Here is a 21,154-nt window from a genome sequence, read left to right on the forward strand (position 1 = left end):
TCTAGCCATTTATATTCTATTTTCAATGATATTTATTCGTTCTGTTAAGTCCTTTATTTTCTCATTCTGCTCATCAACTATTTTATTTAAATCTTTAATGGCGTTGATTAAAATAGGGGTTAACTTCGTATATGAAACAGATTTAAACCCTTCCTCATTTGTATTAACTATTTCAGGTATTTCTTTTTCAATTTCTTGTGCAATTACACCTATATCACCATTATCATTATGTTTCCAGTTATATGTGTATGTGTCAACATTTAAAATTGATTTTAAACCTTTTGATAATGGTTGAATATTGGTTTTAAACCTTTCATCAGATGTTTCAAAAAAATTGGTTGCATACATTGTACCAGTAGTGGTTATATTACCATTACTACGTTCAAATGTTATTCTAGTGGTGCTGTTTTGCCTAAAATATAGATTACCAGCATACATATCAAAGTATGTGTTAGTACCATTAAAATACATTCTGAAATCGCTACCGCTACCAAGCCTTAAATGGCTGTTATCATTCATTATCAAATAGCCACTTTTTGTATCATTTGCATTTGAACGCACAAAAGCCGATGAATCCAAACCATCCAATAAATTTGAATCTGAAGCCTTTGCATTTGAACGTAAAAAATCAGTTGAATTTAAACCATCTAGTTTATCACTATCAACAGCCTTTGCAGTTATACCCAAATATTTTGAAGATAATGATGTATTATTTTCGTATATAGTACCACCATATATTGTTTTAAAATTCCAACTTGATGTTCCTAATGATGATGAATTGCCACCTGACGCATATGGTAACAAACCGCTTTGTGTTGTTCTTATCCATGCGCTATTACTATTGGCTGGGTTTACCAATCCATAATAACCATTTGTGTTTTGTGCTCGCATAAAAGTTGATGAATCCAAACCATCCAATAAATTTGAATCTGATGCCTTTCCATTTGAACGCAAGAAATCAGTTGAATTTAAGCCATCTAATAAGTTTGAATCTGAAGCCTTTGCATTTATACCAAGATAATTTGAACTTAAATTAGTTATTATGTTACGTTGCGATGGTGATAATAAGCCAGCATATGTACCATTTGCCAATGGTATTGTTGCATTATCACCGTGGCTATTTGTTATTACGCCATTTGTAGATGATGGATTGTAACCCAAATCGGTTACAGTTCCCTCACCGCCACCACCACTAGATGATATAACAGGATTTTGCGGATTACTCTTATCTATTGCTATATTTGCCCCAGCACTAATATCAATCAACCCTTCAGAACCACCAACATTGTAAGTTAATAATGTAATTGCTTCCACCAATGTATTTATATTCCCATATGTAGTACCATTAACAGCAATAGTATTATATGTGGTACTAGCCAATAATTGTTGCTTAACATCAAATACATTATATATTGCAATAGTATTTTCACCTAATATAATAGGTACAAATACACGGGGGTATGCTTTACCATTTAACTTAAAGGTGGCATTATCGTTGGAATCAATTAAAATCATCTATTTTTAATTTCTTTTATTTCGTTATTCAAACCGTCAATTTGTTGCTGTTGTTCTTTGATAGCATTGATTAATATGGGTATTAACTTGGTATAGTTAACAGATTTAATACCTTCCTCATTTGTATTAACTAATTGTGGTAATTCTTTTTCAATTTCTTGTGCAATTACACCTATATCATCGGTATCATCTGATTTCCATTTATAGTTATAGGTATTTATTTTTTTTATTGTTTTAATTCCCTCTTTAAGTGGGGTGATTTTGTGTTTTAAACTTTTATCTGATGTTTCGAAAAAGTGGCTTGCATAAACGTTACCAGCCGTCCATATATTAGTACCAATAGCACTTTTGGGTACGCCATTTGATACCCACACCATTTGATGTCCACCAGCCATACTACCACCAGTCGGATTATTAGTATGTTTATATGCTAAACCATATAAATTACCAAAATCAGAACCATCATCTGGAATGCTAAAAGATGTACCCATACTCCATATATGTCCAATTCTATTTGAATCATATATTCCGTACATACCAGAACTCCTTAAATTGGTTGAGGACACGTTAATTTTACCATTAAATGCTGCGTTAAATGTGACTGTACTATTTAGATTAATACCTGATGAACTAGCAGTAAAATTAACAGGTGAATTTCCAACTTGCAATGAACCATCTGTTCTTAATAATGAATTACCACAATATATTCCTGTAGTGAAATTACCACTAGGATTTAATCTTAACCAACTATCTGAAAATTGAAGTATATTTTTACCATCACCATAATAATTAGAACCATTAGAATAAATATTACCATTAGCTATTAAATTACCTTTAAATGTTCCACTATTAGATTGATAATGCATTTCTAATACTTCATATTCAGGTATACCAGTACTATCTACTGCACCCATACCTAAATGCCCTCTACCATTACCAGTATATGTTAAATGTACTGCTGCGCTACCTTTTTTTCCAGATTCCCCAATAGAAATACCTCCGCCTTGGTCCACCCCATCACTTCCTGATGATAATGAATGTAATGTTAACCATGGGTTTGAACTTTGCCCTATTTGTATACCACTTCCTAATGTATGAAAACTTCCGTCATTACCTATAGATGCTCTTAATGAACCATCTCCTGAACCTTGATAAAATCTGATTATTTCTCCACTACTTTGTTGAGTTACATAAAGAGGAGCCGCTCCTGTTGCTGTACTTCTCCTAATCCAAGCATAACCTCCATCTGTTCTATTATTTTTTAATATATAATTATTATCTGTTACAGCAGCTCTAAACGAAGCAGGAGTAGTGGGACGTATATAATTATTACCTGTACCAGTCTCTACTTGTGTCATTATATGTCCTACACTTGTATTGTTACTTGCATAAGATTGTCTTAGTAAATAAGCAGAAAAATAACCATTAGAATCTGTTGCAGGTATCCTAGCATTTGTTGCATAGCCAGAATTAGCATGTAATCCATCTACAGTATCAGCATCCAAGCCACTTCCTGAACCATCATTTTCCGAATGCCATACTTTACCCCAACTACTCCAATTACCAGAATAAAAACTTCTAATATACATTTCGGGAGAACCACCTGAACCATCATTATTATATTGGTAATATTGCTGTGTGACACCTGCTGATTTTTGTACTACAAAACTACCAGCATAAGACGATGGATAATTACTACCTACATCTGCATTTGCAGACTGATACCAAAAACCAGGGTTTTGATATGTATTTAAATCTTGACTTGCTGGTATCCTAGTAGCTGTTAATGGTGATACATCATTGTCTACTGATATAATCCTATCACCTGTTAAATTTCCACCACCTGTAAGTCCTGTTCCTGCTGTAATTGTTCTTGATGATGGTACACCACCTAATGTTGAAAGTGTTAAATTGGTTATATCTGAAGTTGTGTGTGTATGCCCTAGCAAAGAATATCTGCCATCCAAAGAGGTTGTTACATCAGGTAATCCACCCGTTCTTCCAGCACTTATAACACCATTATTCGGATTAAATATTAGCGCATTAATATATTCATCGCCATCAGGTGGTGAATCAATATCAGTCCATGTTGCAACTATTGTGCTACCATCCCTTTGCGTTAAAGTTAAAGTTTTATTGTTTGTTCCTGTAACCGAAGCATTTACTATATCATCATTATACCCTGTATTCCATCGTATTACATCTTCATCCTTCAAATTGATGTTCGGGTTAAAAATAATAGGGTAGATAGCTGTTTGGAAATTGCTTAAATCACTATAGATTTCACCTTCAACTATATAATCAGTTAATTTGTGGGGTTGACTAATGAAAAAATTTCTGTCGTATTTGTTAATCAACTTAATATATATATCCCCAATTTTTTCAGTTATAAAAATTTTTGGGTATTGAATACCATTTAGTTCAAAAAATCTATCATTAATATCGTTTACAATTAGTTTACTCACACCATTTTTTTTAACCTTTTAATTATTAATATTTTTTTCTGCCACCAATTAAAGAAAATGATAACCTATTTGATGAACTATCATTTGTACTAGTATGGGTATTCCAAAATTGAAATAAATTTTTGTTGGCATCCAAATACATCTTTGTCAGTTGCCACTTTGCCATTGCCTGTTGTTCGTTTGTTTTGGCAATATCTTTCAACACGCTTATTGGCGTTGCCTCACTATCATCACTTAATTTGGTTGTACTACCAAATGGGGTAATATTAACATTAACTTGCATTACATAACGAGCATAAAAAAAATCAACCAAAATCGCTTTTATTCCAAAATGGCTATATAATGCACCGTTTAAACCAAATGTACTACCAGTAAGCGCATCTTGATAATTTGCTTCATCCTTATGGTTAATAACCTCAAAATAAAAGTCATTGTTCAATAGCCCCCTTAAATCAACATCTTGCGCCAAATCAATAATTTGGTTTATTTTTTCTTCATCTACCTTTTTTCCAATGTCCTTGTATTGCTTTATGTCGTCTGCATTAATTAATCGATTCACCTACATTATCTATTTTATTGCTCGTTATTATTTCCTTTATAATCAAATCGTTAACATTAATTTTTTCGTGCCAATAAGAAAATATTAATTGAAAAGTTTCTTCTATTATATTTCGTTCTTCTTCTTTGTTCATCCAATGTTGATGCATGGCAGTTTTAAGTAATTCCCCACTTTGCCCAAAAATTGAATTATCAGAATTATCAATCAAAATGGATGGAACGCCAAATGCTTTTCGAATATTATCGGCAATTTTTTTATCGGAATATTCAAAAATTTTGTCATCAACATTGTTATCAATGTTTTCCATTAAAAATTGTTCCTTCAAATCTTCAGATGGGTTTTCTGCTTCCAATAGTAATATAGATGAAGTGTTATCCCCACCTTGCATTGCTTCTATTGTGCTTTTAAATGCATATCGCTCATTATCATCAGCAAATGGTTTTACAACCAAAATTTTGTTGTTGAAAAAACCTTTTTTAAATCCATTATTGGTAAAAATTGATGATTGATATTCCGCATCCGCATCTAGTATTACGCTATCCAAATTGCTAATTGAATAAGTATCGGTAAAATCTTTATTAATGTGTAATAATTGTCCTTTATAGTTAGTCCAACCACCTACAGCATTAACTTGTGCTTCTATTATTTTTTTATTTGGGTTAAATCTATCTATAACATTAAACTCTTTTTTTTGGATTAATTTACTTTTTGACTTGTCCCAGTTGTTGTAAACTACATATTTTCCATTATAATCTTCACTATCTTTTTTGCCTATTCTTACCCATGTTGATGGTATTACCTTTACTGAAGTAATTTCATAATTTGCGTTCCAATTAACGTGCAAAAAAAGATTATTAATTTCTTCAAAATCTTTTGATGCTATACGTAATACGTTATTGATTGTTTGCCCTTGTTTATTAACAATTAATCTGTTGGCATTGGGCAAATTAAAGCCTTTGCCATATACATATTTGGCGTTGATTGATAAACATTGTGTGCTGGTTACAGATGTATTGATTAAAGCTTTAATAAGTGAAGGGTATGCATTGTCAGCACCCCAGTTCATTACCTCATTCCGCTTGTCATATTTTACATTTAATCGATTGTCAACCTCATTTAATTTGATGAATTTTGCCACTTACATTAATCATTTTTCTTTTCGTTATTTTCATCATTTTTAATTGATGTATCTTTTTTTGCTGTTGTATTTTTCTTTCTTGGCTTTCTTCTTTTCATTTTTCTTTTAGGCGTTCTGTAGAAGAATTCTGCCACCACTTCTTGCCAATTTTCAGGTTTAATCTTAAATAGACTTATTCTGTTTTCATTTTCTTTTAGTAATTTCATCGCCAGTTCATCCGTTAAATTTACATTGTCTATATTAACCCCTTTAACCCTAATTGGAATTACATTATCTCGTAAATGGAATTTCCTATTTTCAATTTCTTCCAACTTCTTTATACCATCATCTTTTAACTTGTTGAACATATTATTAATATCAACATTTGGTATTTTGCATTTACAGCCTTGTGACTTGTATAAGTACTTGTAATATTTTACAACTTTCTCCTTATTGCTTATGTTATTGTGCACTTCATCCAGTCCATCACTTACTATTTTCTTTAACTCATCTAATGTATATGTCATAAAAAAAGGCGTAACATCTTTTATTATGTTACACCTTTATTATGTTCTATTTTATTGTATTTGTTTAATTTAATTAAGATGAAAATTTATCATCAAATTTAGCTTTACTTGTACTGTAATCGGTTTCTAAGAATACCAAATATGGGTACTGTTCACCGAAGCCTTCCAATGATGACAATGTAAATAACATACTATTGTCATTCTCTGTCGAATTCATTGTTGCTTCGCTCATTTTTAAACCATTTTCCAGCCCATACACCTTAAAAGCATCGGCATTGTCTTCACCTTTATATTTTGTCTCAACAACAACAACAAATTCACCTTCACTTAACTCTTTTATCCTTTCCGCATCTTCAGCAGAAGAACCAAAAACCCTGCATAAAAATGCATGTGTGAAGCTATCCAAACCATCGTTAACAGCGAATGTAGATGAAGCAGAACCCAGTTGTTTAACCCAACTGATGTCATAACCGCTCTCACCAGCATTTAACGATAAATTTGTTACCGTACTACCACTTTGGGTTAAAGCTTGCAAGTCTATATCGGCTTTATTTATAATAACCGCTTTTCCTTCTAAACCACCTTTTGCCCTAGTTCCAGTTGTACAATCGTATGTGATGTTTGACGTTAACTTATTTAAGCAACTCATTTATTTATTATATTTTTTTTATCGTTATGTCTTATAAAAGGGGTGCTGTTACCACACCCCAGTTTTAATAATAATTATTAGGCAGTTTTAAAATAAACTACTTGTTCAGGGAATGCGATTTGAGTACCTAATTTGAATGCAACAGTCATTTTAACCACTCTAGCATCTTTGCTATACCATAATTCAAAATTATCTTCTTCACCTTCCAAGTCAGTTCCAATAACAAAGTTTGACGCTCTACCAGCAACGATTGCACCAGTATTATTCAATCCATTCACGGCAACTATTTTTTGTTCAGTTCCAGCAACTTCAATTTCAAATTTTGAATTATCTGCTGAATAGTGATATAGATTTTTTTCTTTTAATGCGCTTCTGTATTTTTTGAAGGAATCAACTCCCATGAAGATTACTAAGTCATCCGCATCAGCAACATCGGCAGGAATTTGTTCATCAATATCTTCCACAATTCCATATATATTTTCTTTCGTAATTGCTGTAATTGCTTCAGTATTACCAGTTACATAATCAGTTCCATTCAATTGCTTTAAAAAACCGTTGAATTTTGATAAATTATTGTCATTTGAAGTTTTATCACCTTGCCAAAAATTAATTTCATTTTGTTTTGCAATTTTTGCTGATACTTCATCGGTATATTCTGCTTCAAATACTATTTCATCATCCTTACTACCAGCTTTTAGTTGTGTTTGCAAGTAGTACCCATTTAATTTTTTTGGGCATAAATCTTGGTGGATTGCGATAGGTGAAACCTCAATTTCTCTTTGGCTAAAAACTGTACTACCTGAAGCCGTTCTTGAACAGTCATCATCTTGGTAAATTACATCAGTCTCCCATATATTAATCGCACTTTTTCCTTTTACACCGCTTTGTATTTTAACCAATTCAGATGTTCTTCCACCAAAAATTGATTTCCTTAATAATGGAAAATTTTGTTCTTCCACATAGCTAGTCAAATTACTTACATCGTATGCCATTTTTCGTTAATCATTCTTTTTTTCTTTTTCGTTATTTGTTTAGCTTCTCATTATTTGAGCAGCCCTTGTTAAAGTTGTTTTTACTTTTTTTTCTTCAACTTCATCATCAAGTTCGAAATCACTACCCACGCTTTTTTTAAGGTTTTTGATTTCTAATTTTAAATTCTCGTTGGCTTGCGTTAAAGCCAAAATTGATTCAACATTTTTGTTCAACATTTCAAGAATTTTTTCAAATTCTTCCATTGATAAAATTTCTTCAGCTTCTGCAACAACTTCTTCTTCTTCAGTTGTTTCTTCCGCTTCCGCTACTTCAATTGAATTTAATACACCATCGACAAATACATATGTAGTACCATCAGGCATTACATATTTCCCATTTGCTGGTGCTCCATCAATGGTTGCTTTATCACCCTTTTCAACTTCTTCACCAGCTTCAACATCTTCAAACACAATGGTTACACCAGTACCATCTTGCACTTCTTTTAAAGCTTTCGGAAATAATTTGTTGAAAATTGCGTTTACTTTTTCTTCGAATTTTGACATAAAATTTGTCTTATTTTCTTCTTCGTTATTTGTTTGTGTAGTTAGCTTTGCAACCGCTTTAAATGGTATCTCAAGATTGGTTACCAACCCTAAATCAAATGCTTCGTCAGCATTCAAATACAAATCAGTTTTGGTTAAATTTGTTACCGTTTTTTCATCAACATTTTTTAAATTTTCCACGTAGAACGAATTCAATTCATTTTCCGCTTTTTCTAGTTCTGTTGAATAGTTTTTAAAGTCTTCGGCTGTTCCTTTTGCTTCTGCCCATGGAAGGTGAAGCATGAAGTTTTTTCTACTGCTATTTTCCGCATAACGCTCATCACCAGCCATATATATAACTGTTGCAATGCTCATTACATCGCCCGTAGCACGTGTGTTTACCTTATATTTTGATTTTAAGCCAATTAGGTAATCATAAATGGCGAAACCTTCGTTATAATCACCACCAATACTATTAATATGCACATTTAAAAGATTAAATGATGCATAACCATTAATTTGCCTTATAACGTCTAAAAGTGTAACATCTTCACCTATTACACCATTTATATAAATAGTTGCTTGCTCCATACATTGTTATTATGTATGGGGTTGGGCGAATTGTTTAAATTTTGACAATTTTATGTCAATTCAATAACTCTTTTATTCTCTTATTTTTTTGTTCTTGTGTTATAATGGGGGGCATGAGTGAAGTGTAATTGGCTGGGGTAGGGTAGTGATGGGCAATTGTTAGTAGTTCATCATATGGAATAAAATAACCTCTTTTGGCTTGCCAGTCGCCTTGTATGCAATAGTAGCTTTCACTATTTTTTTTTAATAATTCCTTTAATTTTTTTGTGGTAACCCAAATTACATTTTGATGGGTGATAAAACACCAATGCGATGCCTTTGTTGTTGTTATTCCGCTTTTCTTGCCGTTGCATTGGCTTTCAACCAAAATGTTATTCGTTTTAATGGTTTGATTGTCAACCTTAATTTCAATTGTTATTTTTTCGTTCACATATAAATCATATTCCTTGTGGTAACCCTCTACTTTATATGCTTTCGGATATTTTTTTTGGATTTTTTGTAAAATTAGCTGTTCAAATTGTTCGCCAAATTGCAAATCCTTCTCAAAATTTTGCACTTCATTTTATATTAATTTGTTATTATACGTTTATAATAAATATGTGCTTTTTTTTTAAAAGTTGGATTTATTGCAAAAAAAAATGGTTAACATCTTGTGCCAACCATTAGTTAAATAAGTTTAATTGTTTTAATCATTACTCACATATTGTTAGTAAAATTTTAATATTTCCATGTCAAATCTATTATTGAAATTAAATAACTTAACATTGCCATCGCATCCTAATGTTTTTAATTTATCAGTTAATTTAAGATTGTTTATACTATTATATAAACAATCCAAGTGTAATAAGTCATCATTTAAAATAAGTTCAGATATATTTTCTTCAGAACATTCATGGTATCTTCTACCGTTTTTTATTATTAATTCCATGTTATATTATTAGTCTTTAGTAAATTAGTTAGTCTAGTTCTATAAATTGAAAGAAAGTCAAAACCATCAAAGCTATCAGCCCCGTAAAAAGTTGCAATACCATCTTCAACATACAATGTAAATTCTGGATATTGTAAATTTCGCCCTATATATATTTCGCTCATATCACTATTATATCCAACCTCCACATTTCTATAGTGATAATCGATTAATTGATTTATATCGCTATCCAAATCAGCGTAATAATTATATATCTGTTCGGCAGTATCTAAAATATTTATTTCACTTAAATTTACTCCCCTAAATCTGATAATCCTTCCAATTATTTGCCTATATATACTTATAATAACATCACTATCGGAAATTTCTCCATTATTAACCCTTTGGATTGCATTATTATATAAACCTCTATTAGATAATATAGATGCTAGGGCATTATGTCTGGTATCGGTTATTTCATTGTCTATCCCACGCCTTTCCATTTCCCTTAGTATTGGGTTATTAGGTATTAACCTATCTATTAATAATTGTCCTTCGTTAATGAATGGTAAATTATTTTCGGCTAATTCTCTTTGAAATTCTTCTATTTCTTCTATTAACATTTATTATTAATTTTTTTAATCCCCTTTAAAATAGGTGGCGATTGTTAACCTTAATCTGATGCAATATTAACGGAAAAATTTCAATCACCAAAAACATTTATTTAATAACCAAATAGTTTTTGTTAATGTTTTGTTAAAATATTTTAATTTAATTTAGTTTAAATTTTAAATATTTGATTAACAATGTTTTATGTCGTTGAATTTAAGTCAAAAATTGGTTATTTAGATTCTTTCTAAATTTCATTATTACCAATATTTTCCCTTCCAATCAAAATTAATAACCTCACATATAGGGTTAACTCCCTTCCAATTATCCTTATATATGCTGGTGTCTATCCCAACGTTGAAAATTGGATTGAAATTAGTTTCTTTCAGGAATTTTTTCACCTTTTGCATAGGCTGTTGTCCGTAAGGGTTGTAACCTTTGTTATTTTGCCTTAAATCAATAAAACCATCCTGATTGCCACTATACTTGAACGGTGTACTACCCTGTGGTACTAAGAACGTACCATAATCAGCTATTTTGCTACCTATTTCCATTGTAATCAACTCGAATTCCGAACCCTTATATTTCAATTCATTTTTAATTTCAGCATCAATGCCAGTCTTTATTTTACCAAATGGGGGGTTGCTTATCACTTGTTCAAAGTGCCCGAATTCTTTAAAATTAAAAATACTTGCGTTTATCCATTTTGCTTCAGGTAGTAATTTTTTACCAACCTCAATATATTTTGGGTTGAGTTCAACACACATAACATCACATTTACGATAGTGATAAGCAAAAAACGCCAGCATGCCAATGCCAGCGCATAAATCAATTATTTTTTCGTTTTCAATTATTTCCAATGAAAAATCTTGTGCTAGTCCAACTGGTGTAAAAAAAGCCCCTGCTTTGCTGTTAAGGTTGTCAGCTCCCTCATGCCAGTTTTCCATGACAAATATTTTTTCATCAAAAGTTAATTTATTTTTTTTTAATATTTCACATGCTTTTTCATGCCTTTTATATTCATCTTTTGTAAGCTTTGCCAATCCATATTTCTTTAATTTTATCGTTATCTATTAATTATAAATATGTTGGAAATTGTCAAAGTTCATTTAAATTAACCTCCATGTAGTCTTTTATCAAATGTTGGAAAGGGTTTTTTTCCATCCCATAACAACCTTTCTTGTAATAATTATAATACATATCCTCGTATACAAGCACCTCACCATCATTTAATTTATCAACCACAACATAATACCAATAGTTATTACCAAAATAAAATTCCTTGCTAACCATCGTATTGTAATCATAACTTTTAAGTATATTTTCTAATTTATTTAATCGGTTACATTTGTAATTATAATAAAAGTTGGTATAATCATCCAGCTTTATTTTTGTAACGAAATTATCTTTTATATGTCCAATTGTTTTTATGTAATTGGTGTTGTGTTGGAACTCAATTGTATATGTCTCGCTGTGGTATTTTGCCAATAATTCTTTCATACTTTTTTTATCATTTTTTTATCGGTTATAATATGTCCTTGCAATAAATTGTTTGCAATCCATTCAACATTTAACCTTAATTCATCCATATCGTTTTTGGTTATTTGTGACGCATTATGTATAACCATATACATCTTTATCTCGCCAACATGTAGAACGTTTAATAAACAGCTTTTAAATGGCTTTATAGTGATTGTTAAACCATAATCATTTTCCTTATATTTCATTTTAAAAAATGAATTGAAATCTTTCTTTATTTCATTTTCAATTTCATTGAAAAATACGTTTGTCAAATAATTGAAAACCACATTACCATTAATATCAATTTCAATTAGATTTTTCTTTTCGTTTAATTCGTATTCGACATTTATTTTATTAAAGTTATCTAACTCAATATTGTCAATTTTAATCATCCCAACTATTCTCATATTTTGTTCTTTATTAATAAATATGTTGCAAATAGTCAAAGTTGAATAGTTATGCTATTTTTTTCTATTTAAATTATTTTGTGCAATTTTTTAAATCTCTCTTAGCTATAATAAAATCAATATATACCAAAGTTTCATAACTCATTTTTAGAACATATGACTGTGGCTATTTGATTATATATATATAGTTAATAATAATTATATATATAATATATAGTTATATATAATATATCTTAAGGGCTGTTGTCATATGTTCTAAAAATAACAATCAAATCTTTCTTAGATATAATAAAAACAGTACTTACCAAAGAATGAAAAAATTGCACAAAATTAAAATAGGGTATATTTTTTAATTTAATTTAAATAGAAAAAAAATAATATATCGAAATCTTGTTATATTGAAAAAATGTAAGTATATTGGTTTAGAGTTAAATGAAAAATATTTTAACAAAAAGTTGAAATAAATTGTCTTTTTGTTAAAAACTACATATTTATAATTAAATGCCATTTGTAAATGGCTACCTACCCTCCCAGAGTAATTAACTGGGAGGTTCATCTCTAAGGTAAAGAGATGAATGATATATAACGAGATACCTAAAGAGATGAAAGTAAGTGTCTACAAAAAAAATAGAAAGAAAAAGGAACTTAACCCTTCCAATCATCATCAAGAAGAAAATTGATGGTTTAAACTACGATAAGAAAGATGATTTAATTACCATCTATTCTGCAATATTACAATCACAAGATTTTTTTAAAACAGATTTTTCCGCAGTATATGGTTATACACCTGTTAGCCATAAGCAATTAGATAAATATACTACAGAACATAGAAGGAGAAAAGCAATTAAATTCCTTGAAGAAAATGGTTTGCTGGAAGTTAATAGAAGCTATTCTAATTACGATGATAACGTATATCCGATGTCTTACCGTATACCGCCAATGATGGTGTCTAAAACCGTTCAATGGAAAATTGAAGACAATAAGATAAACAAAAAAATAAAGGAAAATATAAAAAAATATGTCAACTGTAGGAGCAAAGCCATAACAAAGGTAAAATTAGCCAAAAGCAGATATTTTAAAACATTTACCATTGATTTAGAGCCAGCTTTAAAAGCCATTGAACAAAAGACATTCGAAGATGTAAAAGGGCTTTTAAAACAGCTTAAAATGGATGTAAGTGATGTCAATATAATGGAAATGATAAATGTTGAAAGTGATTCTTATTCTTTAACTGGCAATATGTTAAAGAATCAAATAATAAATGCTGAAGGTGGACATCGATTAATTTACATTTTGCAACAAAGAATGATAAATGAAAGTAGGGTAAGCAATATAGCTGATGGTTTTTTTTACTTCAAACGAAACAAAACAAATAACAGACTTGATACCAATTTAACCAGCTTGGCTAGTTATTTGCGTCCATTTATAAAATACAATAACAACAAAGAAGAACTGGTTAATGTCGATTTAAAAAATAGCCAACCATTTTTCTTCTACACATTGCTTTTAAGGGAAGAGAATAAAATAAATAAAGATGAATTAAAGCTATTTGGTGAACTTGTGACTGGTGGTACGCTATACGAATATTTGTGCGATAAGTGGATAGGTGAAATGGATAGGGAAAACATGAAAAAAAACTTATTCAAAATATTATATAGCAAGAATAACAGTTACAGAAAATTAAAACAATTCTTTAATTCCATTTTTCCATCAATCAACCAATATATAGAAGAAAAAAAGGAGGTTGAACATAACCAAATAGCAATACAAATGCAAAAAATGGAAAGCAATACAATTTTGGACATTATTTTACCAAAGCTATTTAAAAAAAACATCGTTCCGTTAACCATACACGATTCATTTATTGTTGGAAGAAGTGAAGTTGATGTGGTTATGGATGCCATATATGAGGTATGTGAAGAATTGTACAATTGCATTCCATCATTACATCAAGATAAAATGGAAATAGCATATGTGGATGAAGTTAAATATAGTATAGAAGAAGATATAACAGGATTAGATTTAAATAAAATAAGAAAAAACATGAAAGGATTTGTAATTGATAAAAAACTAATGAAATTAATGGGGTATAATGATAAGGATGATTGGGATTTTTTTGAACAGCACCCCGAAATATGGGCATTGGCGGACATAACATATGAAGACGAATATGGCATTGAAAGATTTGATATGAACGATTATATAGTTACGCCCGAGTATAACGCATATGTTGAAGAACAAATAAACAAAATGGAAATAAATTAACTTTTACCAATAACCAACATATTTATAATTAAGAGATAACAATAAATTTTAAAAAATAAACAAAATGAATAATACTGTAGATACATGGCAATGGTTAGTACAAGAAACCACAGTTATTGTTGTGTTGTTAGTGGTAAGTTATTATTTGGGTAAAAAATTGATAGAAATTAATAATAGTTCTTATAGTTGCATATATAAGAATATAACTGAACTTACATTAAATGATAATTTAAAAAGGTTACATTGTCAATTTAATAACATATCTGAACTAATCTTAAATGATAAGTTAAAAATATTATCTTGTTGGGATAATAATATAACTGAACTTAAATTAAATGATAAATTAAAAGAATTACATTGTACTAATAATAATATATCTGAACTTAAATTAACTGATAAATTAAAAGAATTAAGTTGTGATGGTAAGGTGAAGTTATATAATTTTAATAATAGATTTAATATGAGAATAATAAAACATTATTAAAATATGGTAAATAATAAAGTAATAATACCAAAAGATAAAACAAAATGTTATTGTTGGTGTAAGGACATATCTGAATTAAAGTTAAATTCTAAATTAGAAATATTAAATTGTTGGAATAATAATATATCTGAACTTAAATTAAATTATAATTTAAAAAAATTAAGTTGTGATGGTAAGGTGAAGTTATATAATTTTAATAATAGATTTAATATGAGAATAATAAAACATTATTAAAATATGGAATATATTATTTGCATTGCAATTGTAATTATCTTTTTTCTTCCCATAATTAGACAATGGTTTAAAATGCGCATGTTAACAAAAGAACATATTGAACATCTTAAGCAATATCAAGCTTTAATTAATAAATATAAAAGCACCGCCAAAAAATAAGCGGTGCTTTCCCTAAACTAATACCTACTACTATGTAATGATATAGTAATCAAAAATAAGTAAAAATGAATGGATATAAACTTAATTATATCCATTTTTAATTTGGATAAATTCCTTAATTTTGGAAAAAATACAAATATGCCAATTCCCGATATTTCAAATTATCCAATTACCAAGCGTTTGTTAATCGATTATATAAGGTATAGTTATTATGGTAGCTCACATTTGAAGGTGTATAATAAAACTAATATAGCTGAATTAAAAGCTGGTACATATATAGTAAATGGTAAAAAAATAAAGGATAAAACAATAAACGAAATTGAAAGCATATTTTACAGGATGATTTTAAAATATAAATGCTTTGATTATAACCAATATTCTTTTTCAGCAGGCAGGGATGGTAAATGGGATAGGTTTGAATTTTAACAAAAAAAAGGAGCAAACTTTAAAAAGCCTACTCCCTTTACATTCATTTTAAAATGAATAATAACTAATCCCTTATAGCTTTATAAGTTTCACCGCCATAACTATAGTCCATCGTATTTCCGTTATCGTAAAATTCAACCTCAATTGTTAGCATGTGTGAACCTTCATCATCCTTCCATTGTACCAAGTATACACCTTTCTCTATTTTTTCCCATGTACCACCCTTAAAATGGTAATCTTCATCAACTTTCACTTTGGTGTATTGAAATTGATTTGAGAAGATTTGTAAATTCCCCGTATCATCTTTCCATATTCCAACAATCTTATCAACGTTTGCCACCTCTTTTTCAGGCTCATTACCTTCGGGCAAATAATAAAAATCGTTCATTTCGTCTTTTGTACATGCTACAAATAGCATAGTAATTACAAGTAATAATAATGTTTTTTTCATTTTCTAATAATTTTAATAATTTTGTTAAACTTCTATTAAGTAAATGTTACCACTACATTGGCTATTTAAACAAAAGGTTAAATAGGGCTTTTTTCTAGTTTTCTCACTACGTGTAGGCATGGATATACGGTATATATAGTTGAATACCTAGACATACCGTATGAAGGATAAAACATTCAAAAAAATATTAAGTAGATATATAAACGGAACCGCTTCTGAAGGTGAAAAGAATATTGTTGAAGATTTTAACAGATATTTTACCGAAGAAAACAAGGCCGATATCTTTGATTCCGTTCAGCATAAAAAGCAGGTACAATCAGACATCTATAAAAGCATAAAGCGTAAAATTACTACCAAACAGGCAAACTGGTATAGAATAGCGGCATCTATAGTGGTAACCTTGGGCGTCGGTTTTTCGGCATGGTATAGCTTTTATGGCCCTCAAAAAGTTTTGTATACTACCGTTGCCACTTCAGAAAATGAAATAAAAACCATTGTGCTTACCGATAGCAGTACCGTAACGCTCAACCATAACAGCAGTCTTAGTTTTCCGCAAAAATTTAAGTCCAATAAACGAGAGGTAACTTTAAGGGGCGAGGCGTTCTTTAAAATTTCAAAAGATAAAAACCGTCCTTTTACGGTGGCTGCAAACAATGTTACCACGACGGTTTTGGGGACAAAATTTAATGTGGACATGACGGCCCATAGGGTTTCTGTTTCCTTGGTAGAAGGTTCTGTGGATGTTCGGGGGCTTGGGACTTCAAAAGTATTAAAACCTAAGGAACAGATTGAGTTTAATTTAACGGACAGCGTGGTGCAAACCCAAATATTCGACCCAAAGACCACACTTTTATGGATGACCAATAACTTAAGTTTCAACAACGACAGACTTTTGGATATCATTAAAGTCCTTGAAAATAAATTTAAGGTTGCCATAAAATTACAGGAGCCCGATCTTAATGAAGTAAGGATAACGGGAACATTTAAAGGCCAAAGCCTTACATCCATTCTTTTGGCTGTTACCAACACGGCCAATTTAAAGTTCAAGAAAACAACTAAAAACCAAATACTAATCTTTAAAACACTGCCAATAGATGAAAAATAATATGTAAGCAAAAAATATTGGGCCATTAAAGTTTGTGCCCAAAAAAAGGAAGTGCGCCAACACTTCCTCTGTAAAATAACCGCAACAAATTAAAAATGTATCAGTCAAACACAAATCAAAAATGCTAATCGATTAAATCGGAATAAAAATATGAAAAAAAACGTTTCTAAATGTCATAAATTAATTATGCGTATTTCCTCATTTTATATAATAATAGTTTTAGGATTGCATAGTTTGTTTGCTACCGAAATAAACGGGCAGGCATTAAAGAGGTCTAACGTAATGCTAAATAACAAGGCATACAATCTCGAAGAATTATTCGGTATAATAGAAAGTAAGACCAATTACAATTTTATTATATCAGAAGACCAAATCAATTTAAACACTTCTGTTGGGACTTTCTGGGGAGAGGTAAATCTTTTGGAATTGTTGGAAAAAGTTTCAAAAGAAAACCAATTGCGTTTTTATAGGATTAACGAACTTATAAGCGTCTCCAAGATTAAAAGTTTTCCTATCCGCAAAAAGGTACAGGTGGTAGAGCAAATGACCATCCATGGAAAAGTTGTAGACCAAGATGGAGTTCCGCTACCGGGGGCTTCCGTTCAAGTAAACGGTAAAACCTTGGGCGTGGTAACCGATTTTAACGGAGACTTTACCATTACGGCACAAAAAGGAGATGAAGTAACCATTACCTACATTGGCTTTATTTCTCAGACCATAACCATTGGAGACGAAGAAGAATACCAAATTCAGTTATTGCAGGATGTATCCGAACTGGACGAAGTAGTGGTTACCGCATTGGGAATAAAAAGAGAAGAAAAGAAACTGGGCTATGCCCAACAAACGGTTAAGTCGGAGCAATTAACCGATGCCCGCACCAATAACTGGTCGGAAGCACTAAGGGGGAAGGTACCGGGTTTGTCCATACAATCTTTGGGCGGCCCATTAAATTCTCAACAAATAAAATTGAGGGGCGATAATTCATTAGATCCCGGAGCCAATGCCGCACTTATAGTGGTAGATGGGGTGCCGGTAACCAGTGAGCTTTCAACTTCCGGGGCATCCAATTCGTACATGGGCGGAGACGCTTCCAACGATACACCGGTAGATTTCGGGAACGGAATAGCAGATATAAATCCCGACGACATCGATAATGTATCGGTACTGAAAGGAGCCGGGGCCGCGGCACTCTACGGTAGCCGTGCAGCCAATGGGGTTGTAATCATTACTACAAAATCGGGGAAAAAGCAAAAAGGCTTGGGGGTTTCCGTAAGTTCCAATACCCGTTTTGATGTAATTACGCGCTGGCCGGACTGGCAATACGAATATGGACAGGGAAGCGGTAAGGGCAGCTATGTTAAGCCCGATGGAACGCTTTATTATTCGTATGGCGCCTCAGAAGATGGTAAAAGTACTGGAGGTAGCAGCTCTGCATTCGGACCAAAATTTGACGGGCAATATTACTATCAATACGACCCAACTTTGGAGGGGCAATCTGCCGAACGTCAATTATGGCAACCCTATAAAGACAACCGTAAGGATTTCTGGCGGGTCGGTACAACCTATACACAAAATGTATCTATTCAAGGGGGTGGCGAAAAGGGGTCTATGCGTACTTCCATAACCCATTTAAAAAACGATTGGATCATGCCCAATACCGGGTACGAACAGATGTCGGTTTCCCTTAACGGAAATTATCAGGTTTCTAATGCAATAAAGTTAAGCTCTGTTATAAATTATAGAAACAGGCAAAGTGACAATCTTCCCGGTCATGGATACAACAATCATTCAATTGCCTATTTCATGATCTTTCAGAACCCTAATGTAGACCTATCTTGGTACGAACCCATTTGGAAAGAAGGAAAGGAACAAGTAGACATGATCCGTCCTTTTAGTGGTTACATAGACAATCCATATGCCATGGCTTATGAAATGACCAACTCTTTGGATCAAAACTCGGTTACGGGAAATGTAAAAGCAGACGTTGCAATTTCACCCAAACTTAACCTAATGTTGCGCGGTGCCCTTAACAGTTATTCCAAAGGAACAGAACAACAGCGCCCATACGATATAAACAGATATAGTACCGGGTTTTTTAAGAAAACAAATATTTACAGCGAAGAGGTCAATACCGATTTCTTGTTGACATATACCAACAAATTTTCCAATTTCGATGTTTCTGGATCGCTTGGGGGCAATGTAATGAAATACAAATACAGAAGATTGGATTCCTGGACAGAAGGACTGGAAACTCCCGGGATTTATAATCTTGCCAATGGAACCAATTTGTTTACCAGTGCTTATGATGGTAACGAACAGGTAAATAGCTTGTACGGAATGGCATCTTTTGGGTATAAAAATAGGATCTTTTTAGATATTACCGGAAGAAACGACTGGTCGAGCACATTGCCAAAAAACAATTGGTCCTTCTTTTACCCATCAGTAAATACAAGTGTTATTTTAAGCGAACTGCTTAACTTCCCAGAGGTAATCAATTTTACAAAGTTGCGGTTTTCTTATGCTGAAGTTGGAAACGATGCGCCACGCTATAGCACCAGTAAATATTACGGAAAAGGGCCTTACCCTTTCCCGAGCTCGGCAGTGGCACCAACAACCTTGTACAATGCCGACCTAAAGCCGGAACTTACAAAAAGTATAGAGGCCGGTTTTAATATGCGTATGTTCAATAGCCGTATCAATCTGGATTTTGCGGTCTATAGAACCTTAACGGTTAATCAAATATTAAGGGTACCGCTTACCCGTTCTACCGGATATAGCACCGCATGGATAAACTCTGGAGAAGTAAGGAATATTGGTGCAGAAACCATGCTTAGCTTTAAACCTGTAAAGAACAATAGTTTTGAGTGGGAAAGCATTGTTAATTGGTCCTTAAATAGAAGTAAGGTTTTAAGCCTGGACCCAAGACTTGAAGGAAAACTACAAATGTTAAGCTCTTCCAGCGCTAGATTGGTAGGGGTAGAAGGTGGTTCGGCTACGGCTTTGTACGGAAGAGGATTTGAGCGTTCCCCCGATGGCGAGGTTTTATACGATGAAAACGGACACCCACAAATGACCGATAGCGATATATATATTGGAGAAACAACCCCGAAATGGCAAGCCGGGTTTATCAATAATTTCAAGTTCAACAATTTTAGAATCAGCATGACCATCGATGGGCGTTATGGGGGCGTAATCTATTCGCATACCCACCATAAACTTACCCAACAGGGAAAATTAAAACATACCTTAAGGGGAAGGGAAGAAGGAGAACTTGTTGGAGATGGTGTTGTAGATAACGGAGACGGGACCTATTCGCCAAACACAACGCCTTTACCCATTGCTGTTTATTATGATGAGCACTATAAACTGGCAAATACCGAAGCCAACTCTTTTGATGCTTCCTTTGTAAAATTGAGGGAAATTAGTTTCGAGTATTCCCTTCCGAAGAAATTCTTGGCACCCACGTTCTTGCAAGCGGCAAAGTTTTCTATTTACGGAAGAAACCTTGCAGTAATATCAGATTTTCCTATTTACGACCCAGAAGTAGCCGGTCAGGCTGGAGGCACTAAACTGTATCAAGGAGTAGAAGTAGGGCAAATGCCGGTACCAACAGAATTTGGCATGAACGTAAAAATAGACTTTTAAGTGA

Annotated in this window: 19 protein-coding genes; 5 read left to right on the forward strand and 14 right to left on the reverse strand. The window is 32.0% G+C overall.

What is annotated here, in order from left to right:
- Window positions 1–9: 9 nt before the first annotated feature.
- From PSF86_RS05135 to PSF86_RS05195, 13 genes are all read right to left on the reverse strand, one after another.
- Window positions 10–1,515 carry a tail fiber domain-containing protein gene (locus PSF86_RS05135; RefSeq protein ID WP_277898985.1) on the reverse strand — a complete coding sequence of 502 codons (1,506 nt, stop codon included), beginning with the start codon at window positions 1,513–1,515 and terminating at the stop codon, window positions 10–12.
- On the reverse strand, window positions 1,512–3,980 hold the full coding sequence (locus PSF86_RS05140) for a pyocin knob domain-containing S74 family peptidase (RefSeq protein ID WP_277898986.1): 2,469 nt from the start codon (window positions 3,978–3,980) through the stop codon (window positions 1,512–1,514). The genes PSF86_RS05135 and PSF86_RS05140 overlap by 4 nt, the downstream gene beginning before the upstream one ends.
- Window positions 3,981–4,005: 25 nt before the next feature.
- On the reverse strand, window positions 4,006–4,539 hold the full coding sequence (locus PSF86_RS05145) for a DUF6712 family protein (protein ID WP_277898987.1): 534 nt from the start codon (window positions 4,537–4,539) through the stop codon (window positions 4,006–4,008).
- On the reverse strand, window positions 4,523–5,677 hold the full coding sequence (locus PSF86_RS05150) for a hypothetical protein (RefSeq protein WP_277898988.1): 1,155 nt from the start codon (window positions 5,675–5,677) through the stop codon (window positions 4,523–4,525). The genes PSF86_RS05145 and PSF86_RS05150 overlap by 17 nt, the downstream gene beginning before the upstream one ends.
- Before the next feature lie 5 nt (window positions 5,678–5,682).
- Window positions 5,683–6,183, reverse strand: a complete 501-nt coding sequence (locus PSF86_RS05155; RefSeq protein ID WP_277898989.1) for a hypothetical protein — start codon at window positions 6,181–6,183, stop codon at window positions 5,683–5,685.
- Window positions 6,184–6,256: 73 nt separating this feature from the next.
- Entirely contained in the window at window positions 6,257–6,832 is a 576-nt protein-coding gene (locus PSF86_RS05160; RefSeq protein ID WP_277898990.1) for a hypothetical protein, read from the reverse strand.
- Window positions 6,833–6,909: 77 nt separating this feature from the next.
- The gene (locus tag PSF86_RS05165) at window positions 6,910–7,824 is read right to left on the reverse strand and encodes a hypothetical protein (protein WP_277898991.1); all 915 of its coding nucleotides are present in this window, start codon (window positions 7,822–7,824) and stop codon (window positions 6,910–6,912) included.
- Window positions 7,825–7,863: 39 nt separating this feature from the next.
- The gene (locus PSF86_RS05170) at window positions 7,864–8,937 is read right to left on the reverse strand and encodes a Clp protease ClpP (RefSeq protein ID WP_277898992.1); all 1,074 of its coding nucleotides are present in this window, start codon (window positions 8,935–8,937) and stop codon (window positions 7,864–7,866) included.
- A 55-nt stretch (window positions 8,938–8,992) separates the two neighbouring features.
- Entirely contained in the window at window positions 8,993–9,493 is a 501-nt protein-coding gene (locus PSF86_RS05175) for a hypothetical protein (RefSeq protein WP_277898993.1), read from the reverse strand.
- A gap of 362 nt (window positions 9,494–9,855) precedes the next feature.
- Window positions 9,856–10,467, reverse strand: a complete 612-nt coding sequence (locus PSF86_RS05180; protein WP_277898994.1) for a hypothetical protein — start codon at window positions 10,465–10,467, stop codon at window positions 9,856–9,858.
- A gap of 246 nt (window positions 10,468–10,713) precedes the next feature.
- A complete protein-coding gene (locus PSF86_RS05185) occupies window positions 10,714–11,496 on the reverse strand; it encodes a methyltransferase (RefSeq protein WP_277898995.1) in 783 nt (260 codons plus the stop codon).
- A gap of 55 nt (window positions 11,497–11,551) precedes the next feature.
- Window positions 11,552–11,953: a hypothetical protein gene (locus PSF86_RS05190; RefSeq protein WP_277898996.1), complete on the reverse strand. Its 402-nt coding sequence runs from the start codon at window positions 11,951–11,953 to the stop codon at window positions 11,552–11,554.
- Window positions 11,950–12,381: a hypothetical protein gene (locus PSF86_RS05195; protein ID WP_277898997.1), complete on the reverse strand. Its 432-nt coding sequence runs from the start codon at window positions 12,379–12,381 to the stop codon at window positions 11,950–11,952. Before PSF86_RS05195 ends, PSF86_RS05190 begins: the two co-directional genes overlap by 4 nt.
- 612 nt (window positions 12,382–12,993) lie before the next feature.
- Here PSF86_RS05195 and PSF86_RS05200 point away from each other — a divergent pair.
- From PSF86_RS05200 to PSF86_RS05210, 3 genes are all read left to right on the forward strand, one after another.
- The gene (locus PSF86_RS05200; RefSeq protein WP_277898998.1) at window positions 12,994–14,646 is read left to right on the forward strand and encodes a hypothetical protein; all 1,653 of its coding nucleotides are present in this window, start codon (window positions 12,994–12,996) and stop codon (window positions 14,644–14,646) included.
- A gap of 64 nt (window positions 14,647–14,710) precedes the next feature.
- On the forward strand, window positions 14,711–15,130 hold the full coding sequence (locus tag PSF86_RS05205; RefSeq protein ID WP_277898999.1) for a hypothetical protein: 420 nt from the start codon (window positions 14,711–14,713) through the stop codon (window positions 15,128–15,130).
- 462 nt (window positions 15,131–15,592) lie between these two features.
- Window positions 15,593–15,949, forward strand: coding sequence for a hypothetical protein (locus PSF86_RS05210; RefSeq protein WP_277899000.1), 357 nt, complete (start codon window positions 15,593–15,595; stop codon window positions 15,947–15,949).
- A 64-nt stretch (window positions 15,950–16,013) separates the two neighbouring features.
- On the opposite strand, the gene PSF86_RS05215 is transcribed toward PSF86_RS05210, so the two are convergent.
- A complete protein-coding gene (locus PSF86_RS05215; protein ID WP_277899001.1) occupies window positions 16,014–16,400 on the reverse strand; it encodes a hypothetical protein in 387 nt (128 codons plus the stop codon).
- Between the two features lie 160 nt (window positions 16,401–16,560).
- Here PSF86_RS05215 and PSF86_RS05220 point away from each other — a divergent pair, with 160 nt between their 5' ends.
- Both PSF86_RS05220 and PSF86_RS05225 read left to right on the forward strand, forming a co-directional pair.
- Complete coding sequence (locus PSF86_RS05220; RefSeq protein WP_277899002.1) at window positions 16,561–17,505, forward strand: FecR family protein; 945 nt, start codon at window positions 16,561–16,563, stop codon at window positions 17,503–17,505.
- Between the two features lie 150 nt (window positions 17,506–17,655).
- Window positions 17,656–21,150 (forward strand): SusC/RagA family TonB-linked outer membrane protein, encoded by a 3,495-nt coding sequence (locus PSF86_RS05225; protein WP_277899003.1) that lies wholly within the window; start codon window positions 17,656–17,658, stop codon window positions 21,148–21,150.
- The last annotated feature ends 4 nt before the right edge of the window (window positions 21,151–21,154 follow it).

The organism is Galbibacter pacificus, assembly GCF_029603165.1.
Taxonomy (GTDB): Bacteria; Bacteroidota; Bacteroidia; order Flavobacteriales; family Flavobacteriaceae; genus Galbibacter; species Galbibacter pacificus.